This window comes from Streptomyces sp. NPDC048417 (genome assembly GCF_040651615.1).
Classification (GTDB): domain Bacteria; phylum Actinomycetota; class Actinomycetes; order Streptomycetales; family Streptomycetaceae; genus Streptomyces.
The window spans coordinates 63,095-79,186 of sequence record NZ_JBEZKI010000020.1 but is presented as its reverse complement, the minus strand read 5'-3'; the positions used below and the strand labels follow the sequence as shown (position 1 = coordinate 79,186).

14 protein-coding genes and 4 pseudogenes are annotated in these 16,092 nt (G+C 69.0%); 5 read left to right on the top strand and 13 right to left on the bottom strand.

Going from position 1 to position 16,092, the window contains the following annotated elements; all coding sequences use genetic code 11:
* Positions 1 to 37: 37 nt before the first annotated feature.
* Complete coding sequence (locus AB0D59_RS29670; protein WP_362571671.1) at positions 38 to 778, top strand: 3-oxoacyl-ACP reductase family protein; 741 nt, start codon at positions 38 to 40, stop codon at positions 776 to 778.
* A 432-nt stretch (positions 779 to 1,210) separates the two neighbouring features.
* On the opposite strand, the gene AB0D59_RS29665 is transcribed toward AB0D59_RS29670, so the two are convergent.
* Together AB0D59_RS29665 and AB0D59_RS29660 are read right to left on the bottom strand one after the other, a co-directional pair.
* Positions 1,211 to 1,345: a hypothetical protein gene (locus AB0D59_RS29665; RefSeq protein ID WP_362571668.1), complete on the bottom strand. Its 135-nt coding sequence runs from the start codon at positions 1,343 to 1,345 to the stop codon at positions 1,211 to 1,213.
* Positions 1,342 to 1,887, bottom strand: coding sequence for a transposase (locus tag AB0D59_RS29660; RefSeq protein WP_362571666.1), 546 nt, complete (start codon positions 1,885 to 1,887; stop codon positions 1,342 to 1,344). The genes AB0D59_RS29665 and AB0D59_RS29660 overlap by 4 nt, the downstream gene beginning before the upstream one ends.
* Here AB0D59_RS29660 and AB0D59_RS29655 point away from each other — a divergent pair.
* From AB0D59_RS29655 to AB0D59_RS29645, 3 genes and pseudogenes are all read left to right on the top strand, one after another.
* A pseudogene (locus tag AB0D59_RS29655) lies at positions 1,878 to 1,982 on the top strand (hypothetical protein); the annotation flags it as partial. The gene AB0D59_RS29660 and the pseudogene AB0D59_RS29655 sit on opposite strands and share 10 nt — an antisense overlap.
* Before the next feature lie 46 nt (positions 1,983 to 2,028).
* Positions 2,029 to 2,634, top strand: coding sequence for a zinc-binding dehydrogenase (locus AB0D59_RS29650; protein WP_362571663.1), 606 nt, complete (start codon positions 2,029 to 2,031; stop codon positions 2,632 to 2,634).
* Between the two features lie 289 nt (positions 2,635 to 2,923).
* Positions 2,924 to 3,091 (top strand): annotated as a pseudogene (locus tag AB0D59_RS29645) (AAA family ATPase); the annotation flags it as partial.
* Here AB0D59_RS29645 and AB0D59_RS29640 read toward each other — a convergent pair.
* Positions 3,079 to 3,507: a hypothetical protein gene (locus AB0D59_RS29640; protein WP_362571660.1), complete on the bottom strand. Its 429-nt coding sequence runs from the start codon at positions 3,505 to 3,507 to the stop codon at positions 3,079 to 3,081. The pseudogene AB0D59_RS29645 and the gene AB0D59_RS29640 sit on opposite strands and share 13 nt — an antisense overlap.
* 233 nt (positions 3,508 to 3,740) lie before the next feature.
* Between AB0D59_RS29640 and AB0D59_RS29635 the strand changes: the two genes are divergently transcribed.
* A protein-coding gene (locus AB0D59_RS29635) for an IS5 family transposase (RefSeq protein ID WP_362572015.1) occupies positions 3,741 to 4,534 on the top strand; the annotation gives its coding sequence in 2 pieces (ribosomal slippage) (positions 3,741 to 4,061 and positions 4,064 to 4,534; 792 coding nt in all).
* A 19-nt stretch (positions 4,535 to 4,553) separates the two neighbouring features.
* Here the strand turns inward: AB0D59_RS29635 and AB0D59_RS29630 are convergent.
* The 10 genes and pseudogenes from AB0D59_RS29630 to AB0D59_RS29585 all read right to left on the bottom strand — a co-directional run bounded on the left by AB0D59_RS29630 (position 4,554) and on the right by AB0D59_RS29585 (position 15,810).
* The gene (locus AB0D59_RS29630; RefSeq protein ID WP_362571657.1) at positions 4,554 to 4,886 is read right to left on the bottom strand and encodes a hypothetical protein; all 333 of its coding nucleotides are present in this window, start codon (positions 4,884 to 4,886) and stop codon (positions 4,554 to 4,556) included.
* Positions 4,887 to 5,079: 193 nt separating this feature from the next.
* Positions 5,080 to 5,619, bottom strand: a complete 540-nt coding sequence (locus AB0D59_RS29625) for a hypothetical protein (protein ID WP_362571654.1) — start codon at positions 5,617 to 5,619, stop codon at positions 5,080 to 5,082.
* Between the two features lie 10 nt (positions 5,620 to 5,629).
* Positions 5,630 to 6,207: pseudogene (locus AB0D59_RS29620) on the bottom strand (IS5 family transposase); the annotation flags it as partial.
* 712 nt (positions 6,208 to 6,919) lie between these two features.
* Entirely contained in the window at positions 6,920 to 7,885 is a 966-nt protein-coding gene (locus tag AB0D59_RS29615) for a pirin family protein (RefSeq protein WP_362571651.1), read from the bottom strand.
* A gap of 433 nt (positions 7,886 to 8,318) precedes the next feature.
* Positions 8,319 to 8,846 (bottom strand): annotated as a pseudogene (locus tag AB0D59_RS29610) (serine/threonine-protein kinase); the annotation flags it as partial.
* Between the two features lie 188 nt (positions 8,847 to 9,034).
* Positions 9,035 to 10,765, bottom strand: a complete 1,731-nt coding sequence (locus AB0D59_RS29605) for an RICIN domain-containing protein (RefSeq protein WP_362571649.1) — start codon at positions 10,763 to 10,765, stop codon at positions 9,035 to 9,037.
* A gap of 38 nt (positions 10,766 to 10,803) precedes the next feature.
* Positions 10,804 to 11,625: a carbohydrate ABC transporter permease gene (locus AB0D59_RS29600; RefSeq protein WP_362571646.1), complete on the bottom strand. Its 822-nt coding sequence runs from the start codon at positions 11,623 to 11,625 to the stop codon at positions 10,804 to 10,806.
* Complete coding sequence (locus AB0D59_RS29595; RefSeq protein WP_362571643.1) at positions 11,622 to 12,581, bottom strand: sugar ABC transporter permease; 960 nt, start codon at positions 12,579 to 12,581, stop codon at positions 11,622 to 11,624. Before AB0D59_RS29595 ends, AB0D59_RS29600 begins: the two co-directional genes overlap by 4 nt.
* A 7-nt stretch (positions 12,582 to 12,588) precedes the next feature.
* On the bottom strand, positions 12,589 to 13,809 hold the full coding sequence (locus AB0D59_RS29590) for an extracellular solute-binding protein (protein ID WP_362572012.1): 1,221 nt from the start codon (positions 13,807 to 13,809) through the stop codon (positions 12,589 to 12,591).
* Between the two features lie 57 nt (positions 13,810 to 13,866).
* A complete protein-coding gene (locus AB0D59_RS29585) occupies positions 13,867 to 15,810 on the bottom strand; it encodes a beta-L-arabinofuranosidase domain-containing protein (protein ID WP_362571640.1) in 1,944 nt (647 codons plus the stop codon).
* Between the last annotated feature and the right edge of the window lie 282 nt (positions 15,811 to 16,092).

Below are 16,092 nucleotides of genomic sequence, written 5' to 3'. Positions count from 1 at the left end.
ATCGCACCGGACCACCCGAGATCAAGGACCACACCCCATGAGCACCCTCACCCACAAGGTCGCCCTCGTCACCGGAGGTTCCCGCGGTATCGGCGCAGCCGTCGCCCAGCGGCTGACCGCCGATGGCGCCCACGTCGCCCTCACCTATGCCCACTCCAAGGACCGCGCGGACGGCGTCGTCGCCGCCATCGAGGCCGCGGGCGGCCGCGCCCTGGCCTTGCAGGCCGACAGCGCCGACCCGGCGCAGATCGGCTCGGCCGTCGAGGAGACGGTCCGCGCCTTCGGCCGACTCGACATCCTGGTGAACAACGCGGGCACCGGCGCGTTCGGCCCCCTGGACCAGCTGCCCCTGGAGGACATCGACCGGATGATCGACGTCAACATCCGTGGTGTGGTGGCAGGCACCCGCGAAGCCCTCAGGCACCTGGCCGACAACGGCCGGATCATCAACATCGGCAGTATCAACGCCGATCGCCTCCCCTTCCCCGGCGGATCCGTCTACGGCATGACCAAGGCCGCCGTCGCCGGCCTGACCCGCGGCCTGGCTCGCGAGCTCGGCCCCCGCGGCATCACGGTCAACAACATCCAGCCCGGCCCCACCGACACCGACAGCAACTCGGCCGACGGCCCGAACGCGGGGAACATGCTCCGCTGGACCGCCCTGGGCCGCTTCGGCACCACCGACGAGATCGCAGCCCTGGCCTCCTACCTCGCCGGGCCCGAGGCCGCCTTCGTGACGGGAGCCAGCATCGACATCGACGGCGGCTTCGCGGCCTGACCCGCTGCGGCGGGAACCCCAACCGGGCCGCGTACGGCAACGAGCACCGGCTTACCCGCACCCGGGACACGGTTCTGCTCGTGCTGGCGCTGTTGGGGATCGTGTGCATCGGATGTAGTGGCGGATGCTGTCGTATGTGACCAAGTAGTCGTGGTGGTCCATGAGTTCTGTCCAGATCTGCCTTCCGTTGAGCTTTCTGCCGATCATGCCCTCGACCAGGTCGGCGAGTTCCCCTGTGATGGGGTCGGTCAGCGGACTCGTCTCTGCGGTGATCAGGCGTGGAACCTCCAGGGCGAAGCGGACGTCCCAGCAGCGGAGGTTGTGGCGCTTTGCGAGCGTGCGGATCTGTGTCCCCTTGAGGGCCTCTTGGGCGATGCGGTGGGCCAGGTCCTGGCGCCCTGAAGTTTCCCCGTGATGCTGGACACTCGATGCTTACGCTGCGAGGGCGTGTTCTTGCTCGTGTCGCTGCCGGGTCTCCAGCGGGGTGAGGTAGCCCCAGACTGGATGCCTCCGCAGCCGCTTGCGGTTGTAGAAGATTTCGAGGACCCTGTTGCCCAATTGGTTCATGTGGCGAGTTCGAGGGCCGCGAGCCGGGAGGTTCTGGTCTGGGCGAGCGGGGTGCCGGTCCACCAGGCGTCGAGCCGGATCAAGTTGACTGCAGTGGCTGTCAGAACATGGCCGAGGTGTGTTTTGGCTAGGCCGCGACAGCGGGTGCGACGCATACCGCCGACGGCGACGGCTTGGTGGATGGATCCCTCAACACCGGCCCTGGCGGCGTGGCGTTCCTTCCACGCCTTGGTGGTCTGCTCGGCGCGGACGCGTTCGAGCAGGGCGTCTTGCCCTTGAGGCCGGACGGTGAGCTGTCGGCCGTACTGGGTGGAGCGGGTGCACTGGTCCCGGACGGGGCAGGGAGAGCAGGTCGTGGTCGCGAAGCGGATTCTGATCGCGTCGCGGCCGTTGTTGTCGAGGCCGACTGTCCAGTAGCGGCTGGTCCGGCCGGACGGACAAGTGGCAGTCCTTTCCTGCCAGTTGATGGTGAAGGCGGACTTGCCGAACCCGGCGGACCTGATCTGTTGCGGGGTGCTGTTCGGCCGGACCGGTGCGACCACACAGATTTCGCGTCGAACTGCTGAACGGCGCCGGCTGGGACGTGGGGCTGCGCCCCCCGGCGGCGCTGGGAGTGGAGGGCGCGGGCAAGGTGCTGGCCGTCGGCGCGGGTGTCTCCGGGTTCGCCCCAGGCGACCGGGTGCTTGCACACGAGGCCCCGCTGCCCGGGGGGAAGCGGCTTCTGGGCCGAACGCGTTCTGATCAACGCGGATCACGCGGCAGCCTGCCCACCCGGACTGGACGCCGTGCACGCGGCGGCGCTGCCGGTCAACGGACTCACCGCGTTGCAGGCCCTGGAGAGGCTGGACCTCAGCCGAGGACAGCGGCTCCTGATCACCAACGGAGGCGGGGCCACCGGAGCCCTGGCCATCCAGCTCGCCGCGGCCAAGGGCATCGAGGTGACCGCGACCGCGTCTGCTGCCGCCGCGGAGCGCCTGCTCGGTCTGGGAGCGATGGAGGTCGTCGACTACCACGGCCCGAACTGGCCGGCCAAGGTACGCGGCGGGTTCGACGCCGCCCTCATCATCGCCACCGGCACGGCGGACGCCGCCCTGCCTTTGGTGCGGGACGGCGGCCGACTGTGCTCCCTGACCTCGGACGCGCCTGCGGAGGAACGAGGCATCACGAGTTGGGACCTCTACGTCGAGCCCAGCGCCGCGCAGCTTGCCCAGCTGGCGGAGCAGGCCGCCGCGGGAACCTTGAAACTCGCACCGGTTGCCCCACAAAATCCGCTGACCGACGCCATGTAAAGGCCCTGGAGCGGTACGCCCGGCCCGGCGTCGATGCTGTCGCCCAGCACGTCACCGAGGGCGCCCCGCCGCCCGTCGCCGTAGGTGATCCCGGGAAGCCAGGGCCCGCAGACTGTCCCGCTGTCCCGTGGTCCCGTGGGGCTTGCCACGTCACGTCAGTAGTTGGTCGCCGAGAGGGCTGCGTAGGGAGAGCACGAGGTGTCCGTGCCGGCCCGGGTGACCAGTCCGGCGCGGTGCAGGACGTCGAGGTGCTGGCTCACAGCGCCGGGGTGACGCCCAGACGCACCGGTCCTTGAACGAGTCCTTCGACGGCTGGACGAAGACCTTCACCGCCCCCCCTCCTCTGCGCGGCCATCGTCGACCGCCTCACCTCCAACGGCACGATCGAGACCGGCACCGACTCCTACACCTCCCCGTTTCCACCCGCGCACGAGCCGAACAGGTTCAAGCCAGCTGAGGAGACACGGCCGCAGAGGCCGCCCGCTGCTGCCCGTTGAGCTTCTCCAAGACGCGGTCGCGGAGAAGCTCGTACTCCTCGCGGAGCCTGCGCCATTCGGTCACGGGCGGGCGGGGAATCACGATGCCGCCAGTGACGATCTCCTCCGGCATGAACTGCTCGCGGGTGAGGTCGATCTCGATGCCCATGCCCAGGCGGTTCCACCAGTGGTAGTCCACACGCTCTCCGTTGACGTGGACCTCGCCCCGGATCAACTCGCCTCCCAGCAAGTCATTGAGGACCATGGCGGTCACCCCGCACTGGTCCCGGGCCGGATTGTCCTTGGTCCAGCGCGATCGGAATGCAGGCGTGCACGTCTCGGCACTCCAACTGCTGCGAACGGCTCGTTCGATGTCGGTGAGAAGCAACGGTGTCATACCGGTGATCCTGCCAGCAGGCACTGACAACGCCCGGAGGTGACAGACACAGCAACCGGCTGCTGCCTTCAAAACTGGTTCTGGCACAGACCTTGGGGAGCAGTCGCCGAGAGTCATCGCGAAGTTCGATTGCGAGGCTTAGAGCTCGCAACACGATCTTGTTGAAGCGTCCTGGTGGGGCGTGACTGGTGTGATGATTCGGCCGTTCGTGATGTGAGAATACTCGGCCGTGGATCGTGGACGACGACTTGTGGGCGCTGATCGAACCGCTGCTGCCGCCCTGGCCGGAGAAGTCGCCGGGCCCACAGCCGGTAGCGGACCGGCTGTGTCTGCAGGGCATCCTGTACGTCCTCCACAACGACATAGCCTGGCAACTCCCGCCCCTGGAGCTGGGATTCGGCTCGGGACAGACTTGCTGGCGGCGTCTGGATCGCTGGCAGCAGGCCGACGTCTACGACCAGTTGCACCGCATTCTGCTCACCGAGCTGTATGCGGCCGGCGAACTCGACTGGTCCAGGGCGTGTGTGGACGGCTCCCACATCCGTGCGAAAAAGGGGGGGGAGCCGACACCGGTCCGTCGCCGGTCGACCGGCGGAAGACGGGCAGCAAGCACCATTTGATCTGCGACGGACGCGGTACCCCGCTCAAGGTCATCACCACCGCGGCGAACGTCAATGACGTCACTCAGACCCTCGCCCTCGTCGACGGCATCCCGCCGGTGGCCGGACGTCCTGGGTGCCCGCGCCGCCGCCCCGCCTCTCTTCTCGGTGACAAGGGCTACGACTCCAACCCCAACCGGCGTGAGCTGCGCAGACGCAGTTTCCTACCGGTCATCTCCCGCAAAGGCGCCCCGAACATCAAGGGCCTGGGCAAACTCCGCTACGTCGTCGAGCAGACCTTCGCCCTGCTCCATCAGTTCAAAGGCCTCGCCGTCCGCTGGGAACACCGCACCGAACTCCACAACGCCTTCGTCGCATTGGCCTGCGGCCTCATCTGCTGGAGGCGACTGAAGAAGCATCGATCATGATCGTGTCACCAGCTTTTCGCTACATCTCGCACCACTCACCCAGAGGGCCGGCCGCCCGCGTCTGGGTGAAGTCGTGCACCAGGTCCCACGCCCGATCGACATCCAGGACAAAGTCGCCCGTGAACGCAGCGAGGTCGTCCATGATCGGGACGTCGACCTCGGTACCTGAGGACACAGTGCCGTCTCCTACGAGCAGAGACACCCGCTCGGTGTCACTCATCAGATGGACGACCGCGTGATCATCTCGGAACGCCAGCGTCAGCACCGGGAACTCCCTGTCCGGCGACCGAACCTCGACGTACCCCTGACCACGGGAACGCAGGTCGTTGAAACGGTCCGACAGACCCTTCACCTCTGAGCGTCTTTCAACCGGATGGACCAGTCCCGATTCCGGCGACGTCGCCGCCCAGACCACACTCGTCCAACTCCCCTTCCCCGCACAGGTCATCGCCCACGATCCAGGGCCACGCTCCCACGCTCCACCACGACACCTGGGACTGAGCCACATGATCGTGTTACGAGCTCTTATCTAAAGACACCGTTTCTTATGGTGTGTCTGAACACGCGCGCTGGAGGCCGGCGAAGGCCGCGCCGGCGGAGTCGGCAGGGAACAGTCGCAGGGCGGTGGCCCGGTTCGGCGTCGTGATGACGTAGTGCCGCGCCAGGTAGGAGAGATCTCCCCAGCTTTCTCGGGCATGGGCGCGCATCAGGACCTGGCCGCATCTCGTGCAGGCGATCCAGGGAACGAGGACGAGACCGGCCAGGTCCTGTTCGGCCACGCCTATTGCCTCGGGGACGGTGCTTCCGTCGCTTTCGATCAGCTTCAGAGGACCAGGTGTTCCTTCGTCGCGGCACTGAAGGATCTGGGGTGTGAGGGCCACCCGCTCGCCCCAGGTCTCCGCGAGTACGGAGATCTGGGCCCTGATGGTCTCGCTGATCGGCAGCTGGTGGCTGAGGATGCCGGAGATGAGCAGGCCAAGTCCCGCCTCCTGTTCTCCGATGTCCCAGCGGTCTTTGACTTCCTGGGCTTCGGCCTCCGGTAGCAAGGCGGCGAGCCGGTTCCAGATGACGGCGTCGTCGGTCACCTGGTAGACGCTACCGGCCGGCGCTGACGCCCAGACGCCGCAGGCAGATGAGCATGACCGCGATCGCAGTGAAGCCGATGAAGTGTTCGGGCTGGCGCTCGTAGCGCCGATGGAGCCGACGGCATCCGGACAGCCAAGACATGGTCCGCTCGACCACCCGGCGATGACGGCCGAGGTGGGCTGAGATCTCGACCCCGCGTCGCGCGATTCGCGGGACGATGCCGCGTTTCCGCAGCCATTTCCGCAGGTGGTCGTAGTCATAGCTCTTGTCCCCATGCAGTTTGGCTGGCCGCAGACGGCGCGGTCCCCGGCGGGATCGAATGGGCGGGATGCCCATCACCAAGGGCTCCAGGGTCTGGCTGTCGTGCAGGTTGGCGCCCGAGACTGCGACCGAGATCGGCAGGCCGTTGCGGTCGCAGATCAGATGAATCTTCGACCCGTTTTTACCCCTGTCGGTCGGATTCGGTCCCGTCAGTGGCCCCCCTTGACGGCGCGGACGCTCACCGAGTCAATGGCGCACGGGGACCAGTCCAGCCCGCCCTGAGCACCAAGCTCGTCAAGGATGACTCGGTGCAACCGGGCCCACACCCGGTCCCGGCTCCAGTGGGCAAACCGGCGATCAGGGAAAACGGGGGCCATTCCCTAGCGCTCGATGATGGTCACCGCCAGCCCGCCCCGGGCCGTCTCCTTGTACTTGACGTACATGTCGACGTCTGAGGCGAGCAGCTTGCTGGGCTTGTTGTCAGATGAGACGGCAGAGTTTCGGGGCTGCGTGGCGTGCCGTGCTGGCTCATGCTGGCTCTGGGGCGCAGCTGGGCCTTCGGGGTGGCGAGCGTTACTCAGGGCGTGCGCGGACGCTGCGCGCGGTGTCGGCACCGGCCGCGACGGAATTGCACAGGTTGCACGGTGTCACGGGGGCAGGATGTGTCACGCGCTCCGTTTGTGGAGACCTCATCACCGGGGCTGCGGTCAGCATGGTTCTGGAGGGGGTGAGAACTCTCGCTCTCCGTAGGGGGAGCAGTCCGCCGACGACTCGCGGTGCGGGTCCAAGGACGCGGAGGTGAGTGTGGCGCGAGAAGTGCGAGCGGAGCCCTCCCCGGAGACCTGACCACCTGTCAGTGAAGTCAGCACTGGGTCAGCATCAGTCCGAGCAAAGCTGACTGCGGCTGGCGAGACCCGCACCTCGGGGTGGAGTGGAACGAGGGGTGTGAAGGTGGTTTGCTCGGGCGGTCCGAGTGAACCGGGCGTGGTTTGTTTCGCCGCGCCCGGTGATATGGCTGCCGTGTTGAAAGGAGCCAGGTCAGCGCACTCGACCCCGTGGTTTCAGTGGCGTCGGCGGCAGTTCGGGGGCAGGGAGAGGCGATCCGTCGTAACCCTTCACTTCCCCGAATCTCGTCCCACTCATCCAGTCCTCGCGGGCCTGCTTGATGTCGTCCTGAGTGCGCCCGACAAAGTTCCACCACATGATGAGCTCCTCCTCGAACGGCTCGCCGCCCAGGAGCATGATCGCCGCGTCAGACTCGGCGCGCAGCGGCAGTTCGGTGCGGCCGCAGCCGAGGTAGAGCATCGAGCCCGGGAGCACCGGTACGCCGTCGACACGCACCTCGCCGGACATCGCCAGCACGCCGTACTCGAAGTCCGGTTCCAGGGGCAGGCGCAGATCCGAACCCTGCGTCAGCGCCAGGTCGGCCCCGACGATCGGGGTGAACGTCGTACCGGGCGAGACCGCGCCGTCGAGGGAGCCGAGGATCACGGTCGCGGTGAGGCCGGGCGCGGTGACCTTCGGCAGGTCGGGATGGTGCTCGAACTTCGGTTCGACGTGCCGGTCGGAGTCCGGCAGCGCGACCCACAGCTGGGCGCCGTGCAGATACCGGGCGTGCGACTTGGGGCTCTCCTCGGAGTGGCTGATCGCCCGGCCCGAGGTCATCAGCCCGAGCTCGCGCGGGCGGATCGTCTGCAGACTGCCGGTCGAGTCGCGGTGCAGTACCTCGCCCTGGTGCAGCCAGCTGACCGTCTGCAGCCCCATGTGCGGGTGTGGCGGGACCTGCATCCCGGGCTCGTCGGCGATGTCGTCGGGGCCGTAGTGGTCGACGAACGCCCAGGCGCCGATCATGCGGCGGCCGAGGTTCGGCAGCAGTCGGCGCACCTCGGTCGACTCGCCGAGTTGCACGTGGCGGGGACTCAGCAGCTCGCGGACGGGTTCGGCGACGACGAATCCGCGGCCACCGCACACGCTGGGTACGGGCGCACGGTCAAGGTTGCTCATGCTGCCCAACTTAGCGGTCGAACGTTCCGGTTGCCGAGCGGTCAGCGGGTCGTGCGGAACCCGTCCCTCACGTTGTCGAAGACCGGGCGGTACGTCGCCCACTGGCATCCGGCGCGGAGAGGCGGATGTCGTACTCCCGGCTGCCCTCCCTGCCGTAGCCCAGGCCGACGGTGCGGAAGACGCGTTCCCGGCCGCCGTCGCCGCCAGGGCGACGGCACCGGCGACCAGGGCGCGCTGTCCGCGCAGGGGCGCGCCATCCGCACCGGGCGCGCCGTCCGTGCCGGGCGCCGGGAGCAGCTGGGGGAGCGGAGGCCGGTAGGGGAGCGGAGGTGGTCTGGGGTACGGGGGGCGTCGGGGGTGCGGAGGTCGTCCAGGCCGCGGAGGCCGGGGGTGGCACCACCTCCGTCACCGCTCCCGGCCAGGTGGCCGACGGCGCCCGTTTCGTCTGCTCGGCCGAGGGCCGGTCCGCCGGGTCCTTGGACAGCGGGAGCCGGACGAGCGGCTCCAGCAGGGCCGCCTGCTTCATCGGCTCGACGGCGTCGGCGACGATGGCGTACGCCGTCTCCACGCGGTCTCGCGCCTGAACGGCGGCCGGCCCTCAACCGCTTGGTACAGCGTGGTCCCCGGCGACCACAGGTCCGAGGCGGGCCGGGGCGTCAGCCCGGGCAGCCGCTCCGGGGCCATACAGGGGATCGAACCGACCAGCTGCCCGGTCTGGGCGAGCGTCGACGACCCGGCGGTCAGGGCGATACCGAAGTCGGTGAGGACGGCCCGGTCGCCCGGGCCGAGCAGCACGTGGCCGGGTATTACGTCCCGGTGCAGAACGCCGACGGTGTGCGCGGCCCGCAGCGGCGACCATGCCGAGCCCGATCCGGGCGGCCTCCTCGGGCGCGAGCGTCCGGCCGTCGTCGAGGAGGTCGTCGAGGAGGTCGGCGAGGGTGGTCGCGGGGGCGTACTCGATCGGCCCCGTCACGACAACCGCCCGTTCCTGATCACCTGTGGGGATGTTCCGGCGGCCCGGACGGCCGGCCTGCGAAGGCATGGCTGGCTGGGCCGTTTCTGCTGCGAATGGGCAGGGGAGGCCGTTGCGCGGTGACGATTCCAGGCACCGGCCTCTCCCGGGTGCGCGGTGGTTCACTGGCGCGTACGTCAGCGCGCTGTCAGCCTCCACAGATGGTCGGCGGTGCCGTTGTCGTCCCACTGGAGGACCTGCGCGCCGGACGAGGTGCTCATGCCGGTGACGCCGAGCAGCAGTCCGCTGTTGTAGTTGGCGATCTTGTAGTAGCCGTCGCCCGACGGGATCAGCTGCCAGAGGTGGTCGGCGGTGCCGTTGTCACCCCAGATCAGGGCGGTGCCGCCGGCGCTGGTGCCCGCGTTGGTGATGCCGAGCAGGAGCCCGCTCGCCTGCTGCCGGATCTTGTAGAGGCCGTTGCCGGCGGCCACCAGGGTCCAGTTCTGGTCGGTGCCCGTGGTGGCGGTGGCCTGGACGACCGCGGTGCCCTGGGCGGTGCCCGCGCCGCTGGTGTCCAGGGCGAGGCCGCTGTTCCGGTTGGTGATCTGGTAGCGCCCGGCCAGCGAGGTGGCGGTGCCGCTCGGGGTGACGGTCAGGTGGTAGCCGTCGGAGGCGTTCATGGTCACCGGCACGGTGATCGAGCCGCCGCTGACCGGATAGTCCGTGTCCGAGATCGTGACCGGGCCGGAGACCGCGGTCGTACGGCCCTTGGAGGGCGTGTACTCCAGCTTGACGTGCACGGTGCTGCCGAAGGCGGAGAGCGACGAGAGTCCGTTGACGGTGACGGCACACGAACCGGTGCAGCCGCCGGTGACCACGCTGATCTGGTTGCCCGCGCCGTTGCGGGAGGCGAAGCCGTCGATGCCCGTCTGCGCCGGGGGTGTGGTGACGAGCATGGTCCCGGACATGTCGCCGTACCACTTGTACAGCCAGTACGCCCCGTTCGGTGAGCCGCCGGTGTCGGTGAGGGTGTCGCCGAGGGTGCCGTAGTGGTTCCAGAAGGCGAGTTCGGCGTCGTGCACACCGGCCCGCTCGAACTTGGCGACATAGCTGGCGAGCGGTCCGGGGACACCGACCTCGCTCGTGGTGCCGTACTCCTCGATGGCGATCGGGCGGGGGCTGATGCCGAGGCTGGTCTCCAGGGCGCGGTAGGCGGCGACATGGGCGGCGATGTTCTGCGAGCCCTGCAGCTCGTGCCAGGCGATGATGTCGGGGACGGTGCCGCTCGACTTCGCGTCGGTGAGGAACGTGCTCATCCAGCTCTGGTTCCACGCCGAGTAACTCGGTCCCTGGATCGGCGTGTTGGCGTCCTTGGCCCGAACCTCCCGGTACGTCGTGGCCCACCCGGAGTCGAAACTGCCGGCCGACGAGGTGCTCCAGGTCCAGTCCGGCTCGTTCCACAGCTCGTAGGCGGCGATGTTGGTGGCGCCGGAGGACTTCACCGAGGCGACCTGTTTGTCCACGGCGGACAGCCAGTCGCTCCAACTCACCCACTTGTAGGGAAAGTTCGGATACCAGTCCGGCATGCGTACGACGACCTCGGCACCGGCCCTGGCCGCCTCGGGGGCGACCACCAGGGCGTCACCGCCGGGGCTGGGCTCGCCGTTGGGCAGCTGGCTGCCGCCGGGGGCCATCTGCACGAAGGTGTTGGGCTTGAGCGGCGAGACCAGGCCGTCGGCCGGGACGCTCGCGGTGTCCAGGCCGTACAGGCTGCCCGAGGCCACGTGCGTGACCGGGCGAAGGGTCTGGTCGGCACTCACCACGAGGGTGGTGGCGGAGGTGGGGGCAGCCTGGACGGGGGCCGCGGTGCCGAGGGCGGCGGCCAGCACCACGGCGCCGAGGGCGGCTCTGAGGGGGATGCGGCTCATGGCATGGATCTCCTCGAGGAGTAAGGGAGTCGGAGGGTTCAGTCCTTCACCGCGCCCGCGGTCACGCCCGCGGCCACATAGCGCTGGGCGAGGACCAGGAGGACGGCCGTGGGGACCGACGCGACCACGGCGGTGGCCATGATCGCGTTCCACTCCTGGTTGTTGTTGCCGATGTACTTGTAGATGCCGAGCGTGATCGGCTTCCAACTGCCTCCGCCGTCGAGGGTGTTGGCGAAGACGAAGTCGGACCAGGCCCACAGGAAGCCGAACAGCGAGACGGTGACGATCGCGTTGCGGCTCAACGGGAGAACGACCGACCGGAAGGTGCGCCAGGTGCCGGCGCCGTCGATCCGGGCGGCCGAGATCAGCTCGCCGGGGATGCCCGACATGAACGCGGTGAAGATCATGACGCCGAACGGGACGGCGATGGTGGAGTCCGCCACGATCAGGCCCCACCAGGAGTTGAGCAGACCGAGGTCCAGGAAGATGCCGTAGAAGCCCATCGCCATGACGATCCCGGGGACCATCTGCGCGATGAGGAGGGCCAGGCCCAGGGCGCCGGCCCCGCGCGGGCGCAGCTTCGCCAGTGCGTAGCCGGCCGGGGCGGCGAGGACGAGGGTGAGGGCGACCGTGCCGAGGCCGATGAGCAGGCTGGTGCCGAGGTAGGGCAACTGGTCGTCCAGGACGGCCCGGTAGCCCTCGAAGGTGGGGTGCAGCGGAAGCAGATCCGGCGGGCTCTTGCGCATGTCCCGCTGCGGGGTGAGGGAGACGTTGACCATCCAGTACACCGGGAACAGCATCAGCGCGGTGAGGAGCAGCCCGAGGACGGTGTAACGGCGCTTCTTGGTACGGGACTTCATGCCTCCTGCCTCCTCTGTACGCGGATGTACAGCAGGCCGAAGGCCAGGGCGATGAGGATCAGGATGTCGCCGACGGCCGCGCCGGGACCGAACCTGGGCAGCAGCGTGCCGAAGCCGAGCTGGTACGACCAGGTGGCCAGGGTGGAGGAGGCGTCTCCCGGACCGCCCTTGGTCATGATCCAGATCAGGTCGAACACCTTGAGCGTGTAGACGAGCCCGAGCAGCAGCGTGATCGCCGACACCGGACGCAGGAGCGGGAAGGTGATCCGGCGGAACTGCTGCCAGGCGCCCGCCCCGTCCAGCGCCGCCGCCTCGTACAGCTCGCCGGGGATGTTCTGCAGGCCGCTGTGCAGGATGACCAGGTTGAAGGGGATGCCGATCCAGATGTTGGCGACGATCACCGACGTCAGCGCCCAGTCCGGCGAGGTCAGCCAGCCGACGGGGGCCACGCCGAAGAGGTGCAGGAAGTAGTTCACCACTCCCGACTCGCTGTTGAACATCCACGACCATGTCGACGCCGACACGATCAGCGGCAGCAGCCAGGGGACCAGGAACAGTGCCCGCAGCACGGTCGACAGCCTGAAGTGCCGGTTGAAGAAGCCCGCGAGGGCGAGCCCGATCGCGTACTGGAAGACGATCGACACCAGGGTGAAGACCATCGTGTGCCGCATCGCCGGTCCGAACGTCGGATCGTCCAGCACCTTGCGGAAGTTGTCCCAGCCGGAGAAGGGTGCGTCGCCCGCCACGAAGGACCGGACGGTGTAGTCGCGCAGACTCAGGTCGAGGTTGCGGTAGAGCGGATAGACGTAGAAGGCGCAGAGGTAGGCGAGCAGCGGGGTCACGAAGGCGAGCGCGGTCAGCCGCCGCCTGCGGCGCAGGGACCGGGCACCGGCCTCGCTCGCCTCCGCCGTGGCGGCCGGTGCGCGCCGCCGCTGGTCGATCCGGGCGACGGTCATATGGGGCCTAGCCCTTCTGCGCGCTGGACTGGGCCGTGTTCAGCGCGTCCTGTGGACTCCTGCCGCCCGAGAGCGCCGCCTGGACGGCCGTCCACAGGGGCTGGGAGATGGTCGGGTACTTGGTGCCGAGACCGCCGCTGGTGCGGCCCCGGGCCGCCGCGACCGCCGCCACCCAGGGCTTCAACTCCGCATTCTTCTTGACCTGTTCGGCCTGTACGGCGGAGGTGGGCGCCACGTACATGAGCGTGGTGTCGGTGGCCAGCAGACTGGAGTCGCTGGTCAGGCAGGTGACGATCTTCTTGCTCACGTCGTAGCGGGAGGTGTCCTGCTGCACGGGCACGGTCACGAACTCGCCCCCGGTCGGCACCGGCGCCGAACCACCGTTCTGGCCGGGGATGTTGACGACCCCGTACGGGAATCCGGCCTTGTCGGCGTTGCCGAGCTGCCAGGTACCGTTCTCGCTGAACGCGTACTCCCCGGTCGCGAACTCCTGCCAGCTGGTGGTCTGGGTGTTCTGCAGTACGTCCTTCGGTGCGTACCCCGCGTCCACCCACTGCTTCCACAGCGCCAGCGCCGCGACTCCCTTGGCCGAGTCGAGCCGGGTGAGGTCGCCGCCCGCTCCCCAGAACCACGGCAGGAACTGGAAGCTGCCCTCCTCCGTGTTGATCGCCGAGAAGGTGATCCCCTTCTTCCCGGCCGCCTTCACCTTCTTCAGCGCGGCCGTGAGCGACGACCAGTCCTTGACCGAGGCCGGGTCGACACCGGCGGCGGAGAGGATCTTCTTGTTGTAGTAGAGCGCGAGGGTGTTGGCGCCGATCGGCACGCCGTAGGAGGCGTTGTCGATCGTGCCGGCCCCCATGATGTTCTTCTGGATCGACGAGGTGTCCAGACCCAGGTCGCCGGTCTTGTTGAGGATCCCCGCCTCCACCAGCGTGGAGACGACCGGGTTGTCGACCAGCATCACGTCCGGCGCGTTGCCCTGCTGGGCGGCCAGCAGCGCCTTGTTGCCCAGGTCGGTGGTGTCGTACGCCGTTCGCTTGAGCTTCACCCCGGCCGCGGTGCCGCACGCGGTGATCCGCCTGCCCCAGTCCGAGGAGGCGTCGAACTGCGGATACGGGTCCCAGAAGGTGTACGTGCCGCCGGCCGAGGACGACGATCCCGAGGAGCCGGAACCGCCACCGCAGGCGGTGAGGGAGGCGAGGGTGCCGAGGGCGACGGCGGTGACCATGAGGGTACGGCGGGTGGGTATCACGGGGTGACCTCGTTGTCGTAGGACGGGGTGTCTTTAGGAGGTGGGGAGCCAGACGCGCATGCTGCCGTCCTCGCGGTTGGCCCAGACGTGGTACGGGATCGCGGTCAACTCGACCGGCTCGCCGTCGGGTTCGGGACCGGTGTCGTCCGCGGCGGGGTACGGCCACCAGCCCCGGTCGGGGATGCGCCGCCGGTGTCCGGCGGCCACCACGGTGGTGACACCGCCGAGCAGGTCCGGGCGGTGCTTCACGGCCGGCGGACGGGACGGGTCGAGGACGATGTCGTCCAGCCCGCCGCCCGGATGGTCGGCCTGCTCCAGGCAGTACACGAGCGGCCCGCGCTCGATCGCCACACAGCCGCGTACGGCGTCCACCCGCGGGTCGGCCGCGGTGAGCCGGGGTTCGAGGCCGAGTTCTAGGTGCACCCGGTCGCCCGGCTCCCAGGTGCGCGTCAGCCGCAGCCAGCCCCGTTCCACCGGGGCGTCGGACCGGTCGTAGGTCTCCGTGCCGCACCGCACCCGGAAGTCCCGGCACCACTGCGGGATGCGCAGGGACAGCGTCCAGGGGGCGTCGGCCGGGGTCTGCTCGACGGTGAACCCGATCGTGCCGTGCCAGGGATAGTCCGTCTCGGCGCGCACCCGGATCCGGTCGGTCTCGTACGTCCCGGTCACGAACTGGTGGATCTGCAGGCCCTGTTCGTCGCCCGACGCCAGATAGTGCGTCAGTCCGGCCAGTAGCCGCATCACGTTGGGCGGGCAGCAGGCGCAGCGGAACCAGCGGGTGCGGCGGGCCGACTGGTCGCCACCGGTGTCGGTGTGGCCGTCGCGGACCTGGAGCGGGTTGACGTACAGCCACCGCTCGCCGTCCAGCGAGACCCCGGCCAGGAAGCCGTTGAAGAGGGTGCGCTCGATCAGGTCGGAGTAGCGGGCCTCGCCGGTGAGGAGGGCCAGCCGCCAGCTCCACTGCACCGAGGCGATCGCGGCACAGGTCTCGCAGTAGGCCCGCTCGGTGGGGAGCTCGTAGGGGTCGCCGAAGTCCTCCTCGTCGTGGTGGGCGCCGAGACCGCCGGTGAGATGCGTCTTGGTGGTCGTCATGGCGTGCCACAACCGCTCGCCCGCCGCGCGTAGTTCGGCGTCCCCGGTCTCCGCCGCCAGGTCCGCGGCGGCCGCCAGCAGATACAACTGCCGTACGGCATGGCCCTCGACGTTCGTGGCCTCGCGCAGCGGGACCCGGTCCTGGCAGTAGGCCTCGCCGCCGAGCAGGCCATGGCCGTGCCGGTCCACGAAGTAGCCGGCCAGGTCCAGATAGCGGCGCTCGCCGGTCTCCCGGTACAGCTCCACCAGGGCGGTCTCGACCTCCGGGTGACCGTCGATGCCGTCGATGGGCCTGCCGCTGCCCGGGAGGCCGAAGACCGAGTCGATGTGGTCGGCGAACTTCCGTGCCACGTCGAGGAGTTCGAGGCGGCCGGTGGCGCGGTGGTGGGCCACGGCCGCCTGGATCAGATGGCCCGCGCAGTACAACTCATGGCCCCAGCGCAGGTCCTGGTACCGCTCGCCGCCCTTGACCAGCTGGAACCACGTGTTGAGATAGCCGTCGGGCTGCTGCGCGGCGGCCACCAGGGCGACGATCCGCGCCACGTCGGCGGCCAGTGATGTGTCCTCCCCCTCGGCGAGTTGCCAGGACGCCGCCTCCAGCCACTTGTAGACGTCCGTGTCGACGAACGGATACGCGCCCTGGAACTCGCCCTCGGTCACGGTGTCCGAAGCCGCCTCCCGCGCGGCGGCCGCCAGCCGCAGGTTGTGCAGGTTGCCGGCGGACTCCAGCAGGTCCGGGCCCTGGGGGAGGGAGACCCGGGCGTTGGTGGTGCGGCGGTCGTGCCAGAAGCCGCTTTCGATGGCGACGGTCGCCGGGTGCAGCGCGGTGCGGGCATCGGGCGTGAGACGGACGGGGCCGATCGGGGCGGAGCGGGTGCGGGGCATGGCTCTCCGAGGGTGGGGAGGGGCTGGGTGCCCGGGCGCTGACGGATGCGGATTCGAAATGCCGAACGCCGTCCGGGACTTGAGGCGCGGTGTGGTTCGGAACCACTGTGCGCAACCGTTTTCTCGCCGAGAAGTACAGGGCAGTCGAGGAGAGGGGTCAAGCCGCCCGGCGCAGTTTTTTCAAGTTGCCCTGCGGGTCTGTCCCTTCCTGTCGGTGCCTGCGACGATGTGGGGCGGCTATGTCGCCGGAAGGCCGACGGCATCGCCGAGTAATCGTCCAGG